At 75.0% G+C, this 19,064-nt stretch carries 17 protein-coding genes and 1 riboswitch; of the genes, 13 read left to right on the plus strand and 4 right to left on the minus strand.

The window, feature by feature from the left end; genetic code table 11:
* Positions 1-241 precede the first annotated feature (241 nt).
* The 4 genes from arfA to ACFSJS_RS06290 all read left to right on the plus strand — a co-directional run bounded on the left by arfA (position 242) and on the right by ACFSJS_RS06290 (position 5,057).
* On the plus strand, positions 242-1,747 hold the full coding sequence (gene arfA, locus ACFSJS_RS06275) for an arabinosylfuranosidase ArfA (protein ID WP_380897652.1): 1,506 nt from the start codon (positions 242-244) through the stop codon (positions 1,745-1,747).
* Positions 1,748-1,814: 67 nt separating this feature from the next.
* On the plus strand, positions 1,815-3,170 hold the full coding sequence (locus ACFSJS_RS06280) for an ABC transporter substrate-binding protein (protein WP_380897654.1): 1,356 nt from the start codon (positions 1,815-1,817) through the stop codon (positions 3,168-3,170).
* Positions 3,171-3,180: 10 nt separating this feature from the next.
* A complete protein-coding gene (locus tag ACFSJS_RS06285; RefSeq protein WP_380897656.1) occupies positions 3,181-4,137 on the plus strand; it encodes a carbohydrate ABC transporter permease in 957 nt (318 codons plus the stop codon).
* Entirely contained in the window at positions 4,134-5,057 is a 924-nt protein-coding gene (locus tag ACFSJS_RS06290) for a carbohydrate ABC transporter permease (RefSeq protein WP_380897658.1), read from the plus strand. The genes ACFSJS_RS06285 and ACFSJS_RS06290 overlap by 4 nt, the downstream gene beginning before the upstream one ends.
* Before the next feature lie 33 nt (positions 5,058-5,090).
* Here ACFSJS_RS06290 and ACFSJS_RS06295 read toward each other — a convergent pair whose 3' ends face one another.
* A complete protein-coding gene (locus ACFSJS_RS06295) occupies positions 5,091-5,789 on the minus strand; it encodes a DUF5995 family protein (RefSeq protein ID WP_380898310.1) in 699 nt (232 codons plus the stop codon).
* Between the two features lie 269 nt (positions 5,790-6,058).
* Between ACFSJS_RS06295 and ACFSJS_RS06300 the strand changes: the two genes are divergently transcribed.
* The gene (locus ACFSJS_RS06300; protein WP_380897660.1) at positions 6,059-8,164 is read left to right on the plus strand and encodes an AAA family ATPase; all 2,106 of its coding nucleotides are present in this window, start codon (positions 6,059-6,061) and stop codon (positions 8,162-8,164) included.
* A gap of 31 nt (positions 8,165-8,195) precedes the next feature.
* On the opposite strand, the gene ACFSJS_RS06305 is transcribed toward ACFSJS_RS06300, so the two are convergent.
* From ACFSJS_RS06305 to ACFSJS_RS06315, 3 genes are all read right to left on the minus strand, one after another.
* A complete protein-coding gene (locus ACFSJS_RS06305; protein ID WP_380897661.1) occupies positions 8,196-8,573 on the minus strand; it encodes a peptidase inhibitor family I36 protein in 378 nt (125 codons plus the stop codon).
* Between the two features lie 226 nt (positions 8,574-8,799).
* Complete coding sequence (locus ACFSJS_RS06310) at positions 8,800-10,206, minus strand: uracil-xanthine permease family protein (protein WP_380897663.1); 1,407 nt, start codon at positions 10,204-10,206, stop codon at positions 8,800-8,802.
* Positions 10,207-10,338: 132 nt separating this feature from the next.
* Positions 10,339-11,538, minus strand: a complete 1,200-nt coding sequence (locus ACFSJS_RS06315; RefSeq protein ID WP_380897665.1) for an MFS transporter — start codon at positions 11,536-11,538, stop codon at positions 10,339-10,341.
* Positions 11,539-11,597: 59 nt separating this feature from the next.
* On the opposite strand from ACFSJS_RS06315, the gene ACFSJS_RS06320 reads away from it, so the two are divergent.
* From ACFSJS_RS06320 to hisG, 8 genes are all read left to right on the plus strand, one after another.
* Positions 11,598-12,827, plus strand: a complete 1,230-nt coding sequence (locus ACFSJS_RS06320) for an ROK family transcriptional regulator (RefSeq protein ID WP_380897667.1) — start codon at positions 11,598-11,600, stop codon at positions 12,825-12,827.
* A gap of 162 nt (positions 12,828-12,989) precedes the next feature.
* Positions 12,990-13,120: riboswitch (FMN riboswitch) on the plus strand.
* A 213-nt stretch (positions 13,121-13,333) separates the two neighbouring features.
* Positions 13,334-14,467, plus strand: a complete 1,134-nt coding sequence (gene ribD / locus ACFSJS_RS06325) for a bifunctional diaminohydroxyphosphoribosylaminopyrimidine deaminase/5-amino-6-(5-phosphoribosylamino)uracil reductase RibD (protein ID WP_380898312.1) — start codon at positions 13,334-13,336, stop codon at positions 14,465-14,467.
* On the plus strand, positions 14,468-15,106 hold the full coding sequence (locus tag ACFSJS_RS06330) for a riboflavin synthase (RefSeq protein WP_380897669.1): 639 nt from the start codon (positions 14,468-14,470) through the stop codon (positions 15,104-15,106). It begins immediately after the preceding gene.
* Positions 15,103-15,807, plus strand: coding sequence for a nicotinamide mononucleotide transporter family protein (locus tag ACFSJS_RS06335; RefSeq protein ID WP_380897671.1), 705 nt, complete (start codon positions 15,103-15,105; stop codon positions 15,805-15,807). Before ACFSJS_RS06330 ends, ACFSJS_RS06335 begins: the two co-directional genes overlap by 4 nt.
* Positions 15,804-17,132, plus strand: a complete 1,329-nt coding sequence (locus ACFSJS_RS06340) for a bifunctional 3,4-dihydroxy-2-butanone-4-phosphate synthase/GTP cyclohydrolase II (protein WP_380897673.1) — start codon at positions 15,804-15,806, stop codon at positions 17,130-17,132. The genes ACFSJS_RS06335 and ACFSJS_RS06340 overlap by 4 nt, the downstream gene beginning before the upstream one ends.
* A gap of 103 nt (positions 17,133-17,235) precedes the next feature.
* The gene (gene ribH / locus ACFSJS_RS06345) at positions 17,236-17,721 is read left to right on the plus strand and encodes a 6,7-dimethyl-8-ribityllumazine synthase (RefSeq protein WP_380897675.1); all 486 of its coding nucleotides are present in this window, start codon (positions 17,236-17,238) and stop codon (positions 17,719-17,721) included.
* Positions 17,722-17,755: 34 nt separating this feature from the next.
* Positions 17,756-18,028, plus strand: coding sequence for a phosphoribosyl-ATP diphosphatase (locus tag ACFSJS_RS06350; RefSeq protein WP_380897677.1), 273 nt, complete (start codon positions 17,756-17,758; stop codon positions 18,026-18,028).
* A gap of 106 nt (positions 18,029-18,134) precedes the next feature.
* Positions 18,135-18,983 carry an ATP phosphoribosyltransferase gene (hisG, locus tag ACFSJS_RS06355; RefSeq protein WP_380897678.1) on the plus strand — a complete coding sequence of 283 codons (849 nt, stop codon included), beginning with the start codon at positions 18,135-18,137 and terminating at the stop codon, positions 18,981-18,983.
* The last annotated feature ends 81 nt before the right edge of the window (positions 18,984-19,064 follow it).

Raw genomic sequence — 19,064 nt, forward strand, 5'->3', positions numbered from 1 at the left:
ATCACCCTGGCACATCGGCGGCGGACGACGCGGCCGGATCCGGCAGACGGCGCCAGAGGTCGAGACCTCTCCGGTTGCGCCCGGGCGCCCCTTGGCCGAAGGACCCGGGGCACGACCTATTTACAACGCTGTTTCAACGATGTAATCGTATCAGCGCACGGCAGCCGCCCCCTCCGGCGACGGCCGGCGGCCGGACCCGCCGCCGGCGCCCCCATCCCACCGGCACCAGCAGGGAGTCCCCATGCCCACCGCCCGCCTCACCCTCGATCCGGGTTTCCGCGTCGGCACCGTCGACCGGCGCCTGTTCGGCTCCTTCGTCGAGCACATGGGACGGACGGTCTACACCGGGATCTACGAGCCCGGCCACCCGGCGGCCGACGCCGACGGCTTCCGCACCGACGTACTGGACCTCGTCCGCGAACTCGGCGTCACCCTCGTGCGCTACCCCGGCGGCAACTTCGTCTCCAACCACCGCTGGGAGGACGGCGTCGGCCCCCGCGAGGAGCGCCCCACCCGCCTGGACCTGGCCTGGCGCAGCATCGAGACCAACGCCTTCGGGCTCAACGAGTTCATGGCCTGGACCGCCAGGGCGGGCGTGGAACCGATGATGGCGCTCAACCTCGGCACCCGCGGCACCGCCGAGGCCCTCGCCCTGCTGGAGTACGCCAACCACCCCGGCGGCACCGCCCACTCCGAGCTGCGCCGCTCCCACGGGGTGCCCGACCCGCACGGCATCCGCATGTGGTGCCTGGGCAACGAACTGGACGGCCCCTGGCAGATGGGCCACAAGACGGCCCACGAGTACGGCCGGCTGGCCGCCGAGACCGCCCGCGCCATGAAGCGCTTCGACCCCTCCCTGGAACTGGTCGCCTGCGGCAGCTCCAACGCCCACATCGACACCTTCGCCTCCTGGGAGGCGACCGTCCTGGAGCACACCTACGAGTTCGTCGACCACATCTCGCTGCACGCCTACTACGACCCCGAGAGCACCGACGCCGACTCCTTCCTGGCCAGCGCCGCCGAGATGGACCGGATGATCGACGCGATCACGGCCACCGCCGACCACGTCGGCGCCAGGGTGCGCAGCCGGAAGAAGATCAAACTCTCCTTCGACGAGTGGAACGTGTGGTACCAGGGCCGCTTCGGCGGCGAGGACTCCCTGGAGTGGCAGACCGCCCCCCGGCTCATCGAGGACGTCTACGACGTCACCGACGCCGTCGTCGTCGGCAGCCTGCTGATCACCCTGCTGCGCCACGCCGACCGGATCGGGGCCGCCTGTCAGGCCCAGCTCGCCAACGTCATCGCCCCGATCATGACCGAACCCGGCGGACCCGCCTGGCGGCAGACGATCTTCCACCCCTTCGCGCGCACCGCCCGCCACGCCCGCGGCACGGTGCTGCGCGTCGAGCCGGACTCGCCGGTGATCGACACCGAGAGGCACGGCGAGGTACCGGCGCTGTGGGCCACGGCCACCCACGACGAGGAGAGCGGCGAGATCGCCCTGTTCGCCGTCAACCGCGACCGCGCCTCGGCCCTGGCCACCACCGTGGACCTGCGGTCCTTCCCCGGCGCCCGGGTGGTCGAGCACCTGGTGCTCGCCGACGACGACCCGACGGCCGTCAACACCGCCGACCGCCCCGACCGCGTCCGGCCGCGCCCGGTGGACGGCACCAGGACCGACGGCGAAACCCTCACCGTGGACCTGCCGCCGGTCTCCTGGACCATGGTCCGGCTCGCCACGCGCTGACCTCCCCTCCTCCCCTCCACCCCGCGCCGCCCCGGAGGCGGCCCAGAGCCCTCACGAGGAGCAGAACATGCCAGGCACACCCCCCAGCGGCACGGCCGTGCGGCGCCGCGCCCTCCTCAAGGCCGCCGGCGCCCTGGCCGGCACGGGCATGCTCACCGCCTGCGGATCGGGCACCGAGCTGGGCGCCGGCGGCGGCACGCCCGACGACGCGCCGAGCTTCTCCGGCGGCGAGTACGACGGCCCCAAGGTGACCCTGCAGTACTGGAACGGCTTCACCGGCGGCGACGGCCCCCACATGCGCGCCATGGTGGAGGCGTTCAACAAGGAGTACGCCGGACGCATCGAGGTCCGCAACACCACCCGCCGCTGGGAGGACCTCTACCCGGCGATGCCCACCGCCATCACCGCGGGCAAGGGACCCGACGTCGCCGTCGTCCACAACGACTGGGTCGCCACCTTCGCCGCGCGCCGCACCCTCGTCCCCCTGGACGACGTGGTCTCCGCGCTCGGGATGAAGGAGTCGGACTTCATCCCCGCCGTGTGGCAGGCCGGCGTCTACCGGGGCAAGCGCTACAGCGTCCCGCTCGACGTGCACTGCCTGGCCGACTACGCCAACACCCGGCACCTGGCCCGCGCCGGCCTGGAGGAGCCCCCCGCGGACCGCTCCGGCTACGAGGACGCGCTCGCCGAGTTGAGGGACGCCGGGATCAAGCACCCGTTCTGGATGCCCAACAAGTGGCCCGCGCACCTGATGTTCATGTCCCTGCTGTGGCAGTTCGGCGGGGAGCTGTACAGCGAGGACGGCGCCAGGGCGCTGTGGGGCTCGGACGCCGGCGTCGAGGCGCTGAGCTGGATGCGGGAGCAGGTCACCCGGGGCCACAGCCCCGCCCAGGTCGCCCTGGACGCCCAGTACAACGCCTTCAAGAACGGCAGGGTCGGCTTCACCTGGGACGGCATCTGGCAGATCAACGACCTCAGGTCCAACGCGGAGGACCTGGACTGGCGGATGGCGCCGCTCCCCGTGATCGGCGAGCGGGCCGCGGTGTGGAGCGCCTCGCACAACTTCGTGCTGACCTCGCAGGCGGCGAAGGACGAGAACAAGGTGCAGGCCGCCAAGTACTTCGTCGACTACATGAGCAAGCAGTCCACCGAGTGGGCCAAGGCCGGGATGATCCCCGCCCGCAACTCCGTGCGCGAGCAGGCCGAGGTGGCCGGGCTGCCGCAGACCGCCCTGGCCGAGGACATGGGGGTCTTCCACTTCACGCCCGCCCTGCCCGGCGTCGGCGACGTCCAGTCCAAGGCACTGGAACTGGCCGTCCAGAAGGCGGTCCTGGGCCGGGCCGAGCCCGCCGAGGCGCTGGCCGAAGGCGTGAGGACGGCTGACAAGCTCCTGGCGGAGAACCAGCAGAAGTACGCGAAGTGAGGCGTTCGACGTGGTACCGCGGCTGACCGCACGGCCGACCACCGAGGGGGCGACCCGGACCCCGGCCCGGGTCGCCACCCGCCCCTACCGGTGGTGGACGCCGTATGTCTTCATGGCGCCCTACCTGGCGCTGTTCGCGACGTTCGTGCTGGCCCCCATCGGCTACAGCCTGTGGATCAGCCTCCACGAGTGGGACATCAACGTCCCCGCCCGGCCCTTCGTCGGGCTGGGCAACTACCGCGAGCTGTTCGACACCGCGAGCGTGGACGGGCCGCGCTTCTGGGCGGCGATGCGGGCGACCGGGGTCTTCACCGCCCTGTCGCTGCCGTTCCTGCTGGTCGTGCCGCTGTTCGTCGCCCTGCTGATGAACGGCCGCTTCCGCGGCCGGAACCTGTACCGGGCGGTGTACTTCGCCCCCTACGTCCTCGGGGTGGCCGTCGTCGGCCTGCTGTGGCGCTTCCTGCTCGACGGCAACATCGGCACGGTCAACCACTACCTCGGCGCACTGGGGCTGCCCGACGACATCCAGTGGACGACCGACACCCCCGCCGCCTGGTGGGCCCTGGTGGGCGTCACCGTCTGGTGGACGCTCGGCTTCAACGCCGTCATCTACCTCGCCGGACTCCAGGACATCCCGGCGGAGCTGTACGAGGCCGCCCGGGTCGACGGGGCCGGGGCCTGGTCCCGGTTCGTGCACGTCACCCTGCCCGGTCTGCGGCCGGTGCTGCTGTTCGTGGTCAACGCCACGCTGCTGGCCTCGGCCAACATGTTCGGCCAGTCCTACCTGATCACGGCCGGCGCCCCGGCGGACGAGACCAAGACCGCGATCTTCCTGATCGCCGAGACCGGGCTGCGCCGCTTCGAGATGGGCACCGCCTCGGCGATGAGCTTCGTGCTCGCCCTGGCCCTGATGGCCGCCAGCGCGGTGCTGTTCCGCATCTTCCGCGACCGGCAGGAGGACCGATGACCACCACCCGCACCGCCCCCGTCCCCTCCGCCTCCTGCCCGCCGCGCGGCGGGCAGGAGGCCCGGGAGCGGCGGGGGCCCGGGACCGGGCCGGCCGCCCGGCGGCTGCGCCGCTCCCTGCTCCACCTGGTGCTGGCCGTCGTCGCGGCGCTCTACCTCAGCCCGCTGCTGTACATGCTGGTCACCTCGTTCAAGACCCGCGGCGAGGCCGGGGCCGCCGAACCGCGGTGGATCCCCGACCCGTTCACCCTGGACGCCTACCGGCACGTGCTGGGCTCGACCGACAGCCCCGTCGTGCAGTGGTTCCTCAACAGCCTGCTGGCGGCGTCCGCCCACGCGCTGCTGGTGCTGGTCACCGCGGCCCCGGCGGCGTACGCGCTGGCCCGGATGGAGTTCCGCGGGCGGGGCGCGGTCTTCGCGGGGGTCGTGGCCACCCTCTTCGTGCCCCCGGTGATCCTGCTGGTCCCCACCTTCCTGATCGTCAACGAGCTGGCCTGGGTGGACAGTCTGCCCGCGGTGGTCGTCCCCGGGGCGGCCGGCGCGTTCGGGGTCTTCTTCCTGCGGCAGTTCTTCCTGACGCTCCCCGCCGAACTGGAGGAGGCCGCCGAGATCGACGGCGCCAACCGGTGGCAGACCTTCGTCAGGGTGGTCCTCCCGCTCTCCCGCCCCGCCCTGGTCACGCTCGGCCTGCTGGCCTTCCTGTCCAACTGGAACGACTTCCTGTGGCCGCTGTACGTGCTGCTCAGCCCCGAGACGCTGACGCTGCCCGCGGGGCTGGCCACCTTCCAGGGCGCCAACAGCATCCGCTACGACCTGCTGATGGCCGGGGCCGTCATCGCCAGCGTCCCCGTGCTGCTGCTGTACGTGGCCGCGCAGCGCTGGGTGATCGAGGGGGTGTCCCGCTCGGGCCTGAAGGGCTGAGCCGCGGTGCTCGCGGCCTCGCCGGGCGGCCCGTCACCCGCACAGCGCGGACCGGTCCGCCGGACGGGAGGCCGGGCAGCGCTCCAGCGGGGTGAGCAGGAAGCGGCCCACCAGGCCCACCCCCGCGTCCAGCCGCTCGGTGAACTCCCCGGCCAGCTCCGGCACCCGCCGCATGCTCCACAGCAGCCGCGCCGCCGACCAGGCCGCGTCCCGGGCCCGCTCCATGCTCCAGCCCGCGACCAGGTGGGTGAGCGGGTCGGCGACGTCCAGCGGGTCGGGACCGGGCATCAGCTCCTCGCGGACCCGCTCCTCCAGTTCGACCAGGACGTCCCCGACCCGGTCGAAGGCCCCCTGGAGGGCCGAGGGCCGGCAGCCCAGGGAGCGCGCGGTGTCCACCACGGCCAGCGCCAGGTCGTGGCCGATGTGCGCGTTGATCCCCGCCAGCGCGAACTGCACCGGCCGCACCCCGGGGTGGTGGCGGGCCCGGAGGAGCGGCCGCCAGCAGGCGGGCACGGGCCCTCCGGCGGCGTCGCGGTCGACGGCGTCGAGGTAGCGGTGGGCGAAGACGGCCGCCAGGGCGGCGGCGGCGCGGGGGCGGGGGAGGAGGCCGTCGGCGAGGTGCCCGCGCACCCGCAGCGTCACCGACAGGTACACCCGGTTGAAGACCGCCACCCCGTCGTGGTGGGGCAGCTCCCCGTCCAGCGACCGCATCCGCGCGATCACCCGGTCCATCCGCTCCACGGCGGGCGAGGCGGGGGCCGTCCCGACGGCCGGTCCGTACTGCGTCGTCGTCATGCGCCCAGCGTGGCAGGCGGAGACCGGCGGCAGGAGGCGGTGCGGGAAGCACCCCCGGATCGGGCGACGCCCGAAAGGGGGCACCGGGCCCGCGGGGGAGGGGCGGCGCGGCGGCCGCCGGGGGGAGCGGATCCGGCCCCGCGGCGGTGGCGCATACGCGACGGTTGGCAACCTCGCGGACAAGACGCGCGATTAGGCTGCCGCGCATGGAACGCGGTCGGAGGAACCTGGCGGACCGCCTGCGCGGTGCGCGGGAGACGACGTTCGTGGGGCGGTCGGAGGAGCTGGCCGCCTTCCACGAGGCCCTCGGCGGCCGCCCCGGCGCGGCCGCGGTGCTGTACGTCCACGGGCCGGGCGGAGTCGGCAAGTCCGCGCTGCTGCGGCGCTTCGCCGACGAGAGCCGCGACGCCGGCCGGACGGTCGTCGAGGTCGACGGCCGGCTGATCGACCCCTCCCCCGACGGCTTCGCGGCGGGGGCGGCCCCCGCGCTCACCGACGACCGCCCCGTTCTGCTGGTGGACACCTTCGAGCACTGCCAGGGGCTGGAGGACTGGCTGCGCGACCGCTTCCTGCCCCGCCTGCCGGAGCGGGCCGTGGCGGTGATCGCCGGACGCGAGCCCCCCAGCCCGCTGTGGGCCGCCGACCTCGCCTGGAACGAGGCGCTGCGGGTGATCGGGCTGGGCCCCCTGGCCACGGCGGAGGCGGAGGCGCTGCTGGAACGGCGCGGGGTGGGGCCCTCCCAGCGTCCGGCGGTGCTCGCCTTCGCCGGCGGGCACCCCCTGGCGCTCAGCCTGGCCGCCGCCGTGGCGGTCGACGGCGCCGGCGGCGCGTCCGACTGGGCCCCCACCCCCGACGTGCTGTCCCCGCTGCTGTCCCGGATCGTCGGCGAGGTCCCCTCGCCCGTGCACCGGCTGGCGCTGGAGGTCGCGGCCCACACCATGACCACCACCGAGTCCCTGCTGCGGGCGGTGGTGGGGGAGGAGCGGGCCGGGGAGATGTTCGCCTGGCTGCGGGAGCTGCCGTTCGCCGACCGCAGCCGGCACGGGCTGTTCCTGCACGACCTGGTGCGCGACGCCGTCGACGCCGACCTGCGGTGGCGCGACCCCCAGGGGTACGCCGGGATGCACCACCGCGTCGGCGCCCACCTGCTGGAGCAGGCCCGCACCGCGGACGACGCCGACGCCGTGGTCGCCCTGCGCGCCCTGGCCTACCTCAACCGCTACGGCCCGACGCCCTCCTGCTTCAGCGCGGTGGAGCGGGAGGGCGACGCCTACGAGGACGCGCTGCGCCCCGGCGACGGGGCGACCGTCCTCGCCATGGCGGCCGCGGCCGAGGGCGAGGGGTCCGCGGCGGCGGCCGGCTTCTGGCTGGAGCGGCAGCCGGAGGCGTTCCGGGTCTACCGCAGCACGCACACCGGGGAGGCGGTCGCCTTCATGACCCGGCTGCGGCTGACCGGACGCCGCGGCGACGAGTGCGCGGCCGACCCGGTGGTGGCCGCGGCGTGGGAGCACGCCGAGCGCGAGAACCCGCCCCCGCCGGGCGGGCACCTGATGATGTTCCGCTTCATGGCCCACCCGGCCGTCCGCCGCGAGGCGTCCTCGGCGATGCACCTGATGCAGTTGCGCATGTGCGCGGACTGGATCAGGTCCGACCCGCCGGCGTGGTCGTTCGTCGCCACCCCCCGCCCCGGCCTGTGGGGGACCCTGCTGGAGCACCTCGGGCACCACCCGGCCGCGGAGGCGTCCTCGGGGGACGGGCGAACCTGCGCGCTCTTCGCCTGCGACTGGCGGACGACGCCGGTGGAGACGTGGTTCGACCGGTCGCGCCTGTGGACCCTCACCGGGGACCGCGGGCCGGCCGACCGGGCGGGCGACGCGGGGAGGGCCTTGGCCAGGGCGGACTTCGACAACGCTGTCAGGAGCGCGCTCCGCGACTGGCACCGCCCCGACGCGCTGGAGGCGAACCCGCTGCTGCGCACCAGGATGGTGGCCGACCGGGCGGGGGCAGCGGCCCAGGGCGGCCGGGAGCGGCCGGCGCACGCGGCCGACGTGCTGCGGGAACTGCTCACCGACGCCGTGGACGCGCTGCGCGAGGACCCGCGGCAGGCCAAGTTCCACAGGGTGGTGGCCACGACGTACTTCCACAGGGTGCCCAGCCAGATGGCCGCCGCCGAGCGGCTCCGCCTGCCCTTCAGCACCTACCGCCGCCACCTGCGGCGCGGTGTGGAGCGGGTCTGCGCCCTGCTGTGGCGCAGGGAGGCGGGGGCACCGCTCGGCCCCGTCCGGGCGGACGGGGCCGATCCGGCCGCGTGAACCGCGGAGCCGGGCGGTCAGGGCCGTGACGTCAGCACTGCCCGAACCGCAGGGAGGTCATCTTGTCGTTGAACTGGGAGCTGACCGCCGGGTCGGAGCCGCCGGGCGGTATGACCAGCATGCAGCCGCCGTAGTTCGAGTGGTCGTAGACGCTGACCCACTGGTTGGTGCGGTTCCAGTAGGACGTCATCCGGTCGTTCATCGCGGAGCCGATGTTGGAGTTCGATCCGCCGTAGGACGCGAACATGCCCTCGTAGCTGGAGTGCTCCCAGATGCAGAACCTGTTCTCCGGACACTGGCTGTAGTGCGCGGACGCCGGCGCGGCGGCGACGGTCCCCAGCCCCGCGGTCGCCACCAGCGCCGCACCGAGTACCGACACGCGCGCCACGAACTTCTTGCCCTTGGTCATCAAGGCCTCTCCTGTTTCCCGGAACACCGGGCTGGAACGGTCGCCGGCGCGGGTCACCGTGCCGCGCCGGCGGGCGGTGGTCGTCCCGCCGTGCCGTGAGTCTCGGCCCGGCGGCTGTCCGTCCGGAAGGCCGGCCGGTGTCCGACCACTGCTCACCCCGGCCCGCCGGGACGGGGACGGCGCCCCCGGCCGCGGTGGCCCGGGGCGCCGGAGGGGCGGGGCGCGGTCACCGCCCGCCGGAGCCGTCCTCCCCGTCCCGGGCGCCCGTGTCGTAGGAGGAGGTTCCCTCGTCCAGCAGCGGTTCCTGCTCGCGCAGGTGGGCCGGGGCCAGTGCCCGCAGCGCGTGGTAGCCGGTGAGGACGACGACGGTGCCCAGCGCGATGCCGTTCAGCTGGAAGGAGTCGGTGATCTCCAGCGTGACCCCGCCGACGCCGATGATGACGCCCGCCGCCACCGGCACCAGGTTCAGCGGGTTGCGCAGGTCCACGCCGCCCGCGAGCCAGATCTGGGCGCCCAGCAGGCCGATCATGCCGTAGAGGATCACGGTGATGCCGCCGAGCACCCCGCCGGGGATCGCGGCGATCACCGCACCGACCTTGGGGCACAGGCCGAACAGCACCGCGAAGCAGGCGGCGGCCCAGTAGGCGGCGGTGGAGTAGACGCGGGTCGCGGCCATCACGCCGATGTTCTCGGAGTACGTCGTGGTGGCCGGGCCGCCGACCGCGGTGGAGAGCACCGTGGCGGCGCCGTCCGCGCCGATCGCGGTGCCCAGTTTGTCGTCCAGCGGGTCGCCGGTCATCTCGCCGACGGCCTTCACATGGCCCGCGTTCTCGGCGATCAGCGCGATCACCACCGGCAGGGCCACCAGGATCGCCGACCACCGGAACTCGGGGGCGTGCAGGGCGGGCAGTCCGATCCAGTCCGCCTCGGCCACCGCCGACAGGTCCAGCCGCCAGTGGTCGACGGCCTCCGCGCCGCCCGCCGGGGAGTGGATCTTCCCGAAGAGCAGGTCGGAGAGCCAGGAGACGGCGTAGCCGAAGACCAGCCCCAGGAAGATCGCCACCCGTGACCAGAAACCGCGCAGCGCCACCACGGCCAGCCCGGTGAAGAGCATGGTCAGCAGCGCCGTCCACTGGTCCTGCGGCCAGTAGGTCGAGGCCGTCACCGGGGCCAGGTTGAAGCCGATCAGCATCACCACCGCGCCGGTGACCACCGGCGGCATGACGGCGTGGATGACGCGGGCGCCGAAGCGCCGCACCACCAGTCCGGCCGCCAGCAGCACCGCGCCGACGGCCAGCAGGGCGCCGGTGACGGTCCCGCTGTCGCCCCCGCTCGCCCGGATCGCCGCCGCGACCCCGACGAAGGAGAGGCTGGAGCCCAGGTAGCTCGGCACCCGGCCGCGCGTCGCGAGGAGGAACACCATGGTGGCGACGCCCGACATCATGATGGCGAGGTTGGGGTCCAGGCCCATGAGCACCGGCGCGACGAAGGTGGCGCCGAACATCGCGACCACGTGCTGCGCGCCCAGCCCCGCCGTCCGCGGCCACGACAGCCGTTCGTCGGGCCGTACGACGGCTCCGGGTGCCGGGGTGCGGCCGTCGCCGTGCAGGGTCCAGCGCAGACCGAGGCCCATGGGGGTACTCCGTTTCGTGCGGTGAGGCGGTGCGGTGGTGCGCTCAGGTGTGCGAGCGGAACTGAGCGGTCCACATGCTACGGGCCGCGCGGGCGCCCGCCGGACGCCCGCCACCGGTCCGCGCCCGCCCGGTCAGCCGTCCCGCAGGTCCGCCCGGGCGCCCTTGGCGCCCCGGGCGACGACTCCGCCCCGGGCCGGCGGCGCCAGCACCCCGGCGGCCAGGACGAGGACGGCGGTCGCGGCGGTGACCAGGGCGAACGACGCCCGCAGCGAGGCCAGTTCGGCCAGGGCGCCGATGACGGTCGGCGCGGCGAGCCCGGTGGTGTAGGTGATGGTGGCGACCCCGGCGATGGCCTGGCCGGGCGCCGGTCCGCTGTGCCCGGCCGCGGCGAAGGCCAGCGGGACCACCACCGCGATCCCGACGCCCAGCAGCGCGAAGCCGGCGATGCCCGCCGCCGGTCCGGGGGCGGCCACCACCAGCGCTCCTCCGGCGGTGGCCAGGACGCCGCTGGCGCGGACGGTGCGGACGGGGCCCAGGCGGCGCACGGCGGCGTCCCCGGCCAGCCGGGCGGCGGCCATGGTGCAGGCGAACGCGGTGTAACTCGCGGCGGCGACCGTCTCGGAGGCCCCGGCGACGTCCCGGAGGTAGACCCCGGACCAGTCCATCGAGGCGCCCTCGGCGAGCACCGCGCACATCCCCACCGCGCCGATGAGCAGTGCCGAGCGCGGCGGCAGCGCGAAGCGCGGCGGCGCCTCCTGGCCCGGGGCGGGGCGCACGTCCAGCAGGCGGCGGCAGGCCACGGGCACGGCGGCCGTCAGCAGGGCGGCGGCCAGGGCCAGATGGAGCCGGGCGTCCAGGTCCAGGTGGACGGCGCCCACGCCGCCCGCCGAGCCCAGCAGCGCGCCCACGCTCCACATCCCGTGCAGCCCGGACATGATCGAGCGGCCGTGGAGCCGCTCCACCTCCACCCCCTGGGCGTTCATGGCCACGTCGGACATCCCGGCGGCGGCGCCGAACAGCAGCAGCGCGGCGCAGAGCGCGACCGGGTGGGGAGCCAGGGCGGGCAGCGCCAGGGAGGCGCACCACAGGGCGAGGAGAGTGCGCACCGAGGCCCGTCCGCCGTAGCGGTGGACGATGCGCCCGGCCAGCGGCATGGCGAGCGAGGCACCGATCGCGGGGAAGGCCAGCGCCAGCCCCAGCTGGCCGTTGCTCAGGTCGAGTTGCTCCCTGAGCCAGGGAATGCGGGTGGCGAAGCAGCCGGTGACGGCGCCGTGGAGGGTGAAGACCGCGGCGACCGACCACCGGGCCCGGCGCACGGGGGGAATCGACATGGCGGTAAATTATCAGGAAGGCTGCCTGAAAGAAACGGAATATCTGCGAGGATTCCCGCATGACCCCTGCGCGCACCGCATCGCCCCGCACGGCCCGGGCCATCAACGACCGGATCGCGCTGGAACTGCTGGCGGACCGCGGGCCCCTGACGGCCGGCCGGCTCAAGGAGCTGACCGGCCTCTCCCGGCCCAGCGTCGCCGACCTGCTCCAGCGCCTGGCCGACGACGGACTGGTCCGGGTCGTCGGCGAGGCGGGGGAGGCGCGGCGCGGCCCCAACGCACGGCTGTACGGCCTGGCCGCCGACCGCGCCCACGTCGCGGCCGTCGACGTCCGCACCGGCAGCGTCTCCTTCGCGGTGGCCGACCTCGCGGGCTCCCCGGTGGACCGCGCGGTGCTGCCGGTGGAGGAGGCCGGGAACGGAGGAGCGAGGGACGCCGGGACGGGTGCGGGCGACCCCGCCGAGCGGACGGCGGCGGCCCTGGAGGAGGCACTGCGCGGCAACGGGGTGACCGGGCTGCACACCGTCGCCGTCGGAGTCCCCGGCCTGATCGACCCCGCCGCCGGAACCCTCGGCCGCAGCGCCGCCCTGCCCGCCTGGCACGCCCGCGTCCCGGCCGCGCTCCGCGAGAGGCTGGGCGTGCCGGTGCTGCTGGAGAACGAGGTGAACCTCGCGGGCATCGCCGAGCACCGGCTCGGCGCGGCCCGCGGCCGCGACACCTTCGTCCTGCTCTGGCTGGGCCACGGCGTGGGGGCCGCCGTCGTGCTGGACGGCGCACTGCGCCGCGGGGCCTCCGGCGGAACGGGCGAGATCGGGTTCCTGCCGGTGCCCGGCACCGCCGGGCTGCCCACGGCGACCGACTGCGACGGGGGCTTCCACTCCGTCGCCGGCGCCGAGGCGGTCTGCGCCCTGGCCCGCGAACACGGCCTGACGGCGACCCCGTACGACCCGGCGGACGGCGCCCGCGCCGCCGAGGCGGTGGTGCGCTCCGCGGCGGCGGGCGAGGCGGGCGGCGCGGGGGAGGCCTTCCTGGAGGCGCTGGCCGGCCGGATCGCCGTGGGGGCCGCCGCGGTCGCCTCCGTGCTCGACCCCGGTTGCGTGGTGCTCGGCGGCGAGGTGGGACGGGCCGGGGGGCAGGCGCTCGCGGACCGGGTCGCGCAGCGGCTGGCCGGGCTGTCGCCGCTGGCCACCGAGGTGCTGTGCGGCACCGTCGAGGGCAGCCCGGTGCTCGGCGGCGGTCTGGTGACGGCCCTGGACGCGGCGCGGCGCGAGCTGTTCAATCCGCGGTGACGCGGGCGGGCGGCGCCGGACCCCGGGCGCCGCGGAGCCCCGCGGGCCGGCGCCCGGGGCGGCGGGCGCGGCCCCGGCGGGGAGGGGTCCTGTGAGCCAGCCCACAGGGACTCGAGGGTGCCACCACCCCGGGCCGTGGCACACTGGTGCCGTACCAACGTCAAGCGCACTCCGGGGTCGGTGAAACTCCGAACCGGCGGTTACAGTCCGCGACCCGGCCGCAGCCAGCGGCCGGTTGACCAGGTGAAATTCCTGGACCGACGGTCAAAGTCCGGATGGGAGGCAGTGCGCGGCGGGCCGCGAGCCGGCCGGTACGCCGCCGTCGGCGGACCATCGCACGCCCGTACCGGGCGTGCGGGTGCCGTCCGGCATCTGGCGTTCCGCCCCCGTACCGCGCCCGTCCGGTTGTTCCGTACCGCCCCGGAGTCCGTGCCGTGAAGAGGCAGGAGGACCCGGTGGCCCCCGAAACCGCAGCGCCCGCCGTGCGGGAGCGCGAACGTGACGCCATGCGCCGCGCCGTCGCCCTCGCCGCCCGCGGTCTCGGCTCCACCAGCCCCAACCCCGTCGTCGGCTGCGTCGTGCTCGACGCCTCCGGCCGGATCGCCGGAGAGGGCTGGCACCGGCGCGCCGGCGGCCCCCACGCCGAGGTCCACGCCCTGGCCGGGGCCGGCGAGGCGGCCCGCGGCGGAACCGCCGTCGTCACCCTGGAGCCCTGCGACCACACCGGGCGCACCGGGCCGTGCAGCCGGGCCCTGATCGACGCCGGGATCGCCCGGGTCGTCTACGCCGTCGCCGACCCGACCCCCGACGCGCGCGGCGGCGCGGACACCCTCGCCGCCGCCGGGATCGACGTCGAGGGCGGCCTGCTGGAGGAGGAGGCGGCCGAGGTCAACGCCGCATGGCTGACCTCGGTGCGGCTCGGCCGCCCGTACGTGCGCTGGAAGTACGCCGCCACCCTCGACGGCCGCACGGCCGCCGCCGACGGCACCAGCCGCTGGATCACCTCCTCCCCCGCCCGCGCGGACGTCCACCGGCTGCGGGCCGAGGCCGACGCCGTCCTGGTCGGCTCCGGCACCGCCCGCGCCGACGACCCCCACCTCGCCGTCCGCGGCGTACCCGGCGCCGTCCAGCCGCTGCGCGTCGTCGCCGACACCGAGGCGACCGCCGTCAAGCCCGGCGCCCGCGTCCTGGACGGCGCCGCGCCCACCCTGATAGCCGTCGCCGACGACTTGCCGGAGACCGCCACCGCCCACCTCGGCGGGCGGGCCGAGGTGCTGCCGCTGCCGCGCGCCGCCGGCGGCCGCGGTCTGGACGTCGCCGCCCTGCTCGCCGCCCTCCACGCCCGCGGTGTGCGGTCGGTGCTGCTGGAGGGCGGCGCCACCCTGGCGGGGGCCTTCGTCGCCGCCCGCGCCGTCGACCGCGTCACCGCCTACCTCGCCCCGGCCCTGCTGGGCGCCGGGCCCGCCGCTCTCGCCGAGGCCGGAATCACCACCGTCGCCGGGGCGTTGCGCCTGACGGTCGCCGGCGTCGAGCGGATCGGACCCGACCTGCGCATCGACGCCGTACCCCTGCCCGCTCCACCCGTCCCGCCCGCCGGGTCCGCACCCGCCGCCTCCGCACCCGAGCCCAAGGAGTCCTGAGTGTTCACCGGAATCGTCGAAGAACTGGGCGAGGTCGTCGCCGTCGAGGAGTCGGCGGACGCCGCCCGCTTCCGCCTGCGCGGCCCGCTGGTCACCGACGGCGCGCAGCACGGCGACTCGATCGCCGTCAACGGGGTCTGCCTGACCGTCGTGGAGACCGCCGGCGGCGAGTTCACCGCCGACGTCATGGCCGAGACCCTCAGGCGCTCCAGCCTCGGCGCCCTCGCCCCCGGCGACCGCGTCAACCTGGAGCGGCCCGTGGCGCTGGGCGGACGGCTGGGCGGCCACCTCGTCCAGGGGCACGTGGACGGCACCGGCACCATCACCGAGCGCATCCCCGGCGAGCACTGGGAGGTCGTGCGGATCTCGGTACCGGACGGACTCGCCCGCTACATCGTGGAGAAGGGCTCGATCACGGTGGACGGCGTCAGCCTCACCGTCGTCGAGGCGGGCGAGGAGGACTTCACCGTCAGCCTCATCCCCACCACCCTGGAGCTGACCACCCTGGGCGTCAAGGGCGTCGGCGACCCGGTCAACCTGGAGGTCGACGTCCTGGCCAAGTACGTCGAGCGGCTGCTGGGCCACCGCGCCCCCGCCGCCCCCGCCCTCCCCGCCGACATCGCCGGAGCCCTGCGGTGAGCGCCCTCGCGTGGATCGACTCCACCCTCAACGGCACCGCCTTCGAGGCCTTCGGCCAGCCCGTGAAGTGGTCCGACATGGTCGGCAACGTCATGGGGCTGGTCGCCCTCGCCCTCGGCTGGCGCCGGTCGGTGTGGACCTGGCCCGCCCAGTTCCTGGCCGGCCTCATCCTGGTCGCCGCCTACGCCTCCGCCCAGCTCTCCGGCGGCGTCGGCAAGCAGCTGCTCGTCATCGGCGTCGCCGTGTGGGGCTGGCGCCAGTGGCGGCGCGGCAGCGCCCCCGGCGAGGCGGAGGCCGGACCGGCCGGGGAGTCCGGCGACGGCAGGATCGCCGTGCGGTTCGCCACCTGGCGCGAACGCGGCGGGCTGCTGGCGGGCACCGTCATCGGCACCCTCGCCGTCGGCGGCCTGTTCACCCTCTACCCCGCCCTGTCGTGGAACCCCTGGCCGGACGCCTACATCTTCGTCGGCACCCTGACCGCGATGGTCGCCCAGGCCCGCGGCCTGGTGGAGTTCTGGTTCGCCTGGCTGCTGGTGGACCTGGTCGGCGTCCCCCTCGCCTTCGGCAGCGGGCTCGTCTTCTCCGGCCTGGTCTACATCGTCTACTTCGTCCTCGTCCTGTGGGGCCTGCGCGACTGGTGGCTGCGCTCCCGCGCCAAGGCGGCGGACGCCCCCGCCACCACGGAAGGAGCCGCGGCATGACCGTGCTGCACACCTGGAACCCGTACGGAGCCGACGCCGACGCCGCCGCTCCCGGCGGCGCCCCGGTCCTCGACCCGGTCGAGCGCGCGATCGCCGACATCGCCGCCGGCCGCCCGGTGGTGGTCGTCGACAACGAGGACCGCGAGAACGAGGGCGACCTCGTCGTCGCCGCCGAACTGATCACCCCCGAGACCGTCGCCTTCATGATGAGCGAGTGCCGGGGCCTGATCTGCGCTCCCATGGAGGCCGGCGAACTCGACCGGCTGGACCTGCCGCAGATGGTCCGGAACAACACCGAGTCGATGGGCACCGCCTTCACCGTCTCCGTGGACGCCTCCGCCGAGCACGGCGTGACCACCGGCATCTCCGCCGCCGACCGGGCCACCACCATCCGCATGCTCGCCGACCCCGCCTCCGCGGCCGGCGACTTCGTCCGCCCCGGCCACGTCTTCCCGCTGCGGGCCCGGCCCGGCGGCGTCCTGGAGCGCCCCGGGCACACCGAGGCCGGCGTCGACCTGGCCCGGCTGGCCGGCCTGCGCCCCGCCGCCGCCATCGTGGAGATCGCGGGCGAGGACGGCGCCATGCTGCGCCTGCCCGAGCTGGTGCCCTTCGCCCGCAAGCACGGACTGTCGATCATCTCCATCGAGGACCTGATCGCCCACCGCCGCTCCGGCGCGCCCGCGGCCCCCGCGGAGCCCGCCGTCCGCCGCGAGGCCACCACCGCCCTGCCCACCGCGCACGGCGACTTCCGCGCCTACGGCTACCGCTCCGCCGCCGACGGCGTGGAGCACGTCGCCCTCGTCGCCGGAGACGTCTCCGGCGGTGAGGACGTCCTGGTCCGGGTGCACTCCGAGTGCCTGACCGGGGACGTCTTCGGTTCGCTGCGCTGCGACTGCGGGCCCCAGCTGGAGGACTCCCTGCGCCGGGTGGCCGAGGAGGGCCGCGGCGTGGTGCTCTACCTGCGCGGCCACGAGGGGCGCGGCATCGGCCTGCTGTCCAAGCTCCGCGCCTACCAGCTCCAGGAGCGGGGACGCGACACCCTCGACGCCAACCTGGAGCTCGGCCTGCCCGCCGACGCCCGCGACTACGCCGCCGCCGCACAGGTGCTCACCGACCTCGGCGTGCGCTCCCTGCGGCTGATGACCAACAACCCCGGGAAGACCGAGGCCCTCACCCGCCACGGACTGCGCGTCACCGGGCGGGAGCCCGTGCCCGTCCAGGCCGGCGAGCACAACCTGCGCTACCTGCGCACCAAGCGGGACCGCATGGGGCACGACCTGCCCTGGCTGGACGGCGGACCCGTCTCCGCCTGCCGCAGCCAGTGACCGGCCGGGGCGGCCGCCCCGCCCGGTCCCGCACCACCCCGCACCAGACGGAACCGACCGCACCATTTCGAACCGACCGCACCCACATCGCACGAGGAGCAACGTGAGCGGCAAGGGCGCCCCCGAACTGACCGTCAAGAACTGCGGCGACCTGCGCGTGGCCGTGATCGCCGCGCAATGGCACGAGAAGGTGATGAACGGCCTCCTGGACGGCGCGCTGCGCGCCCTGGGCGAGCTGGGCATCCACGAGCCCACCGTGCTGCGCGTCCCCGGCAGCTTCGAACTCCCCGTCGCCGCCAAGGTCCTGGCGGCCCGCGGCTACGACGCGATCGTCGCGCTCGGCGTCGTCGTCCGCGGCGGCACCCCGCACTTCGACTACGTCTGCCAGGGCGTCACCCAGGGCCTCACCCAGGTCTCCGTCGAGACCGGGGTGCCCGTCGGCTTCGGCGTGCTGACCTGCGACACCGAGGAGCAGGCCCTGGACCGGGCCGGGCTGGAGGGCTCCAGCGAGGACAAGGGGCACGAGGCGGTGACGGCCGCCGTGGCCACCGCCACGATCCTGCGCACGGTCTCCGAGCCCTGGCGCTGAGCGGGGAGGCGGGCGGCGTAGGGTAGGGGGCACCATGGCGAACAAGACATTCGAGGAGCTCTTCGGCGAGCTCCAGCAGAAGGCCGCCACCGGCGACCCCGCCACCTCCCGCACCGCCGAACTGGTGGCCGCCGGCGTCCACACCATCGGCAAGAAGGTGGTCGAGGAGGCCGCGGAGGTGTGGATGGCCGCCGAGCACGAGGGAGCCGAACGCACCGCCGAGGAGATCTCCCAGCTGCTGTACCACCTCCAGGTGATGATGGTCGCCCGCGGCATCAGCCTCGACGACGTATACGCTCACCTGTAGGCACCACCCGCAGAGCACGGCCGGCGCGCCCCGGCGCGCGGGCACCCCACCACACGGCGGGCCGGCCCCGCCGGTCCCGCGACGACACGAAGGAAGAGACCACCCCATGCTGCGCATCGCCGTCCCCAACAAGGGTTCACTGTCCGAGCCTGCGTCGGCGATGCTCCATGAGGCGGGCTACCGGCAGCGCAAGGACCGCCGCGAACTGGTCCTGGTCGACAGCGACAACGAGGTCGAGTTCTTCTTCCTGCGCCCGCGCGACATCGCCGTCTACGTGGGCTCGGGGAAGCTGGACATCGGCATCACCGGCCGCGACCTGCTGCTGGACTCCGGCGCGGCGGCCGAGGAGATCCTCCGGCTCGGCTTCGCCGCCTCCACCTTCCGCTACGCCACCCGCCCCGGCACGGCCCGCGACGTGGGCGACTTCGGCGGCATGACCATCGCCACCTCCTTCCCCGGCCTGGTCGCCAAGCACCTGGCCGACAACGGCGTCGACGCCTCCGTCGTCCGCCTCGACGGAGCGGTGGAGACGGCCATCCAGCTCGGTGTCGCCGAGATCATCGCCGACGTCGTCGAGACCGGCACCACGCTGCGCAACGCCGGACTGGAGATCATCGGCGAGCCGATCCTGGAGTCCGAGGCCGTCGTCATCCGGCGCACCGGCGCCCCCGAGGACGACCCCAAGGTGCGGCAGTTCCTCCGCCGCATGCAGGGCGTCCTGGTGGCCCGCCGCTACGTGATGATGGACTACGACATCCGCGCGGAGAAGGTCGAGCAGGCCGTGGCCCTCACCCCGGGTCTGGAGTCGCCCACCATCTCGCCGCTGCACCACGAGGGCTGGGTCGCGGTGCGCTCCATGGTCCCCGCCAGGGACGCCCAGCGGATCATGGACGACCTGTACGAGCTGGGCGCCCGCGCGATCCTCACCACCGGAATCCACGCCTGCCGGCTGTGATCCGGAGCCGGCGGGCGCCGCGCCGCGCCCGCCGGACCGCCGTACCGCGCCGGCACCCCGGCGCCCCGAGACGAGCCACCG

The sequence above is a fragment of the Streptomyces desertarenae genome (assembly GCF_042681365.1).
GTDB lineage: Bacteria > Actinomycetota > Actinomycetes > Streptomycetales > Streptomycetaceae > Streptomyces > Streptomyces desertarenae.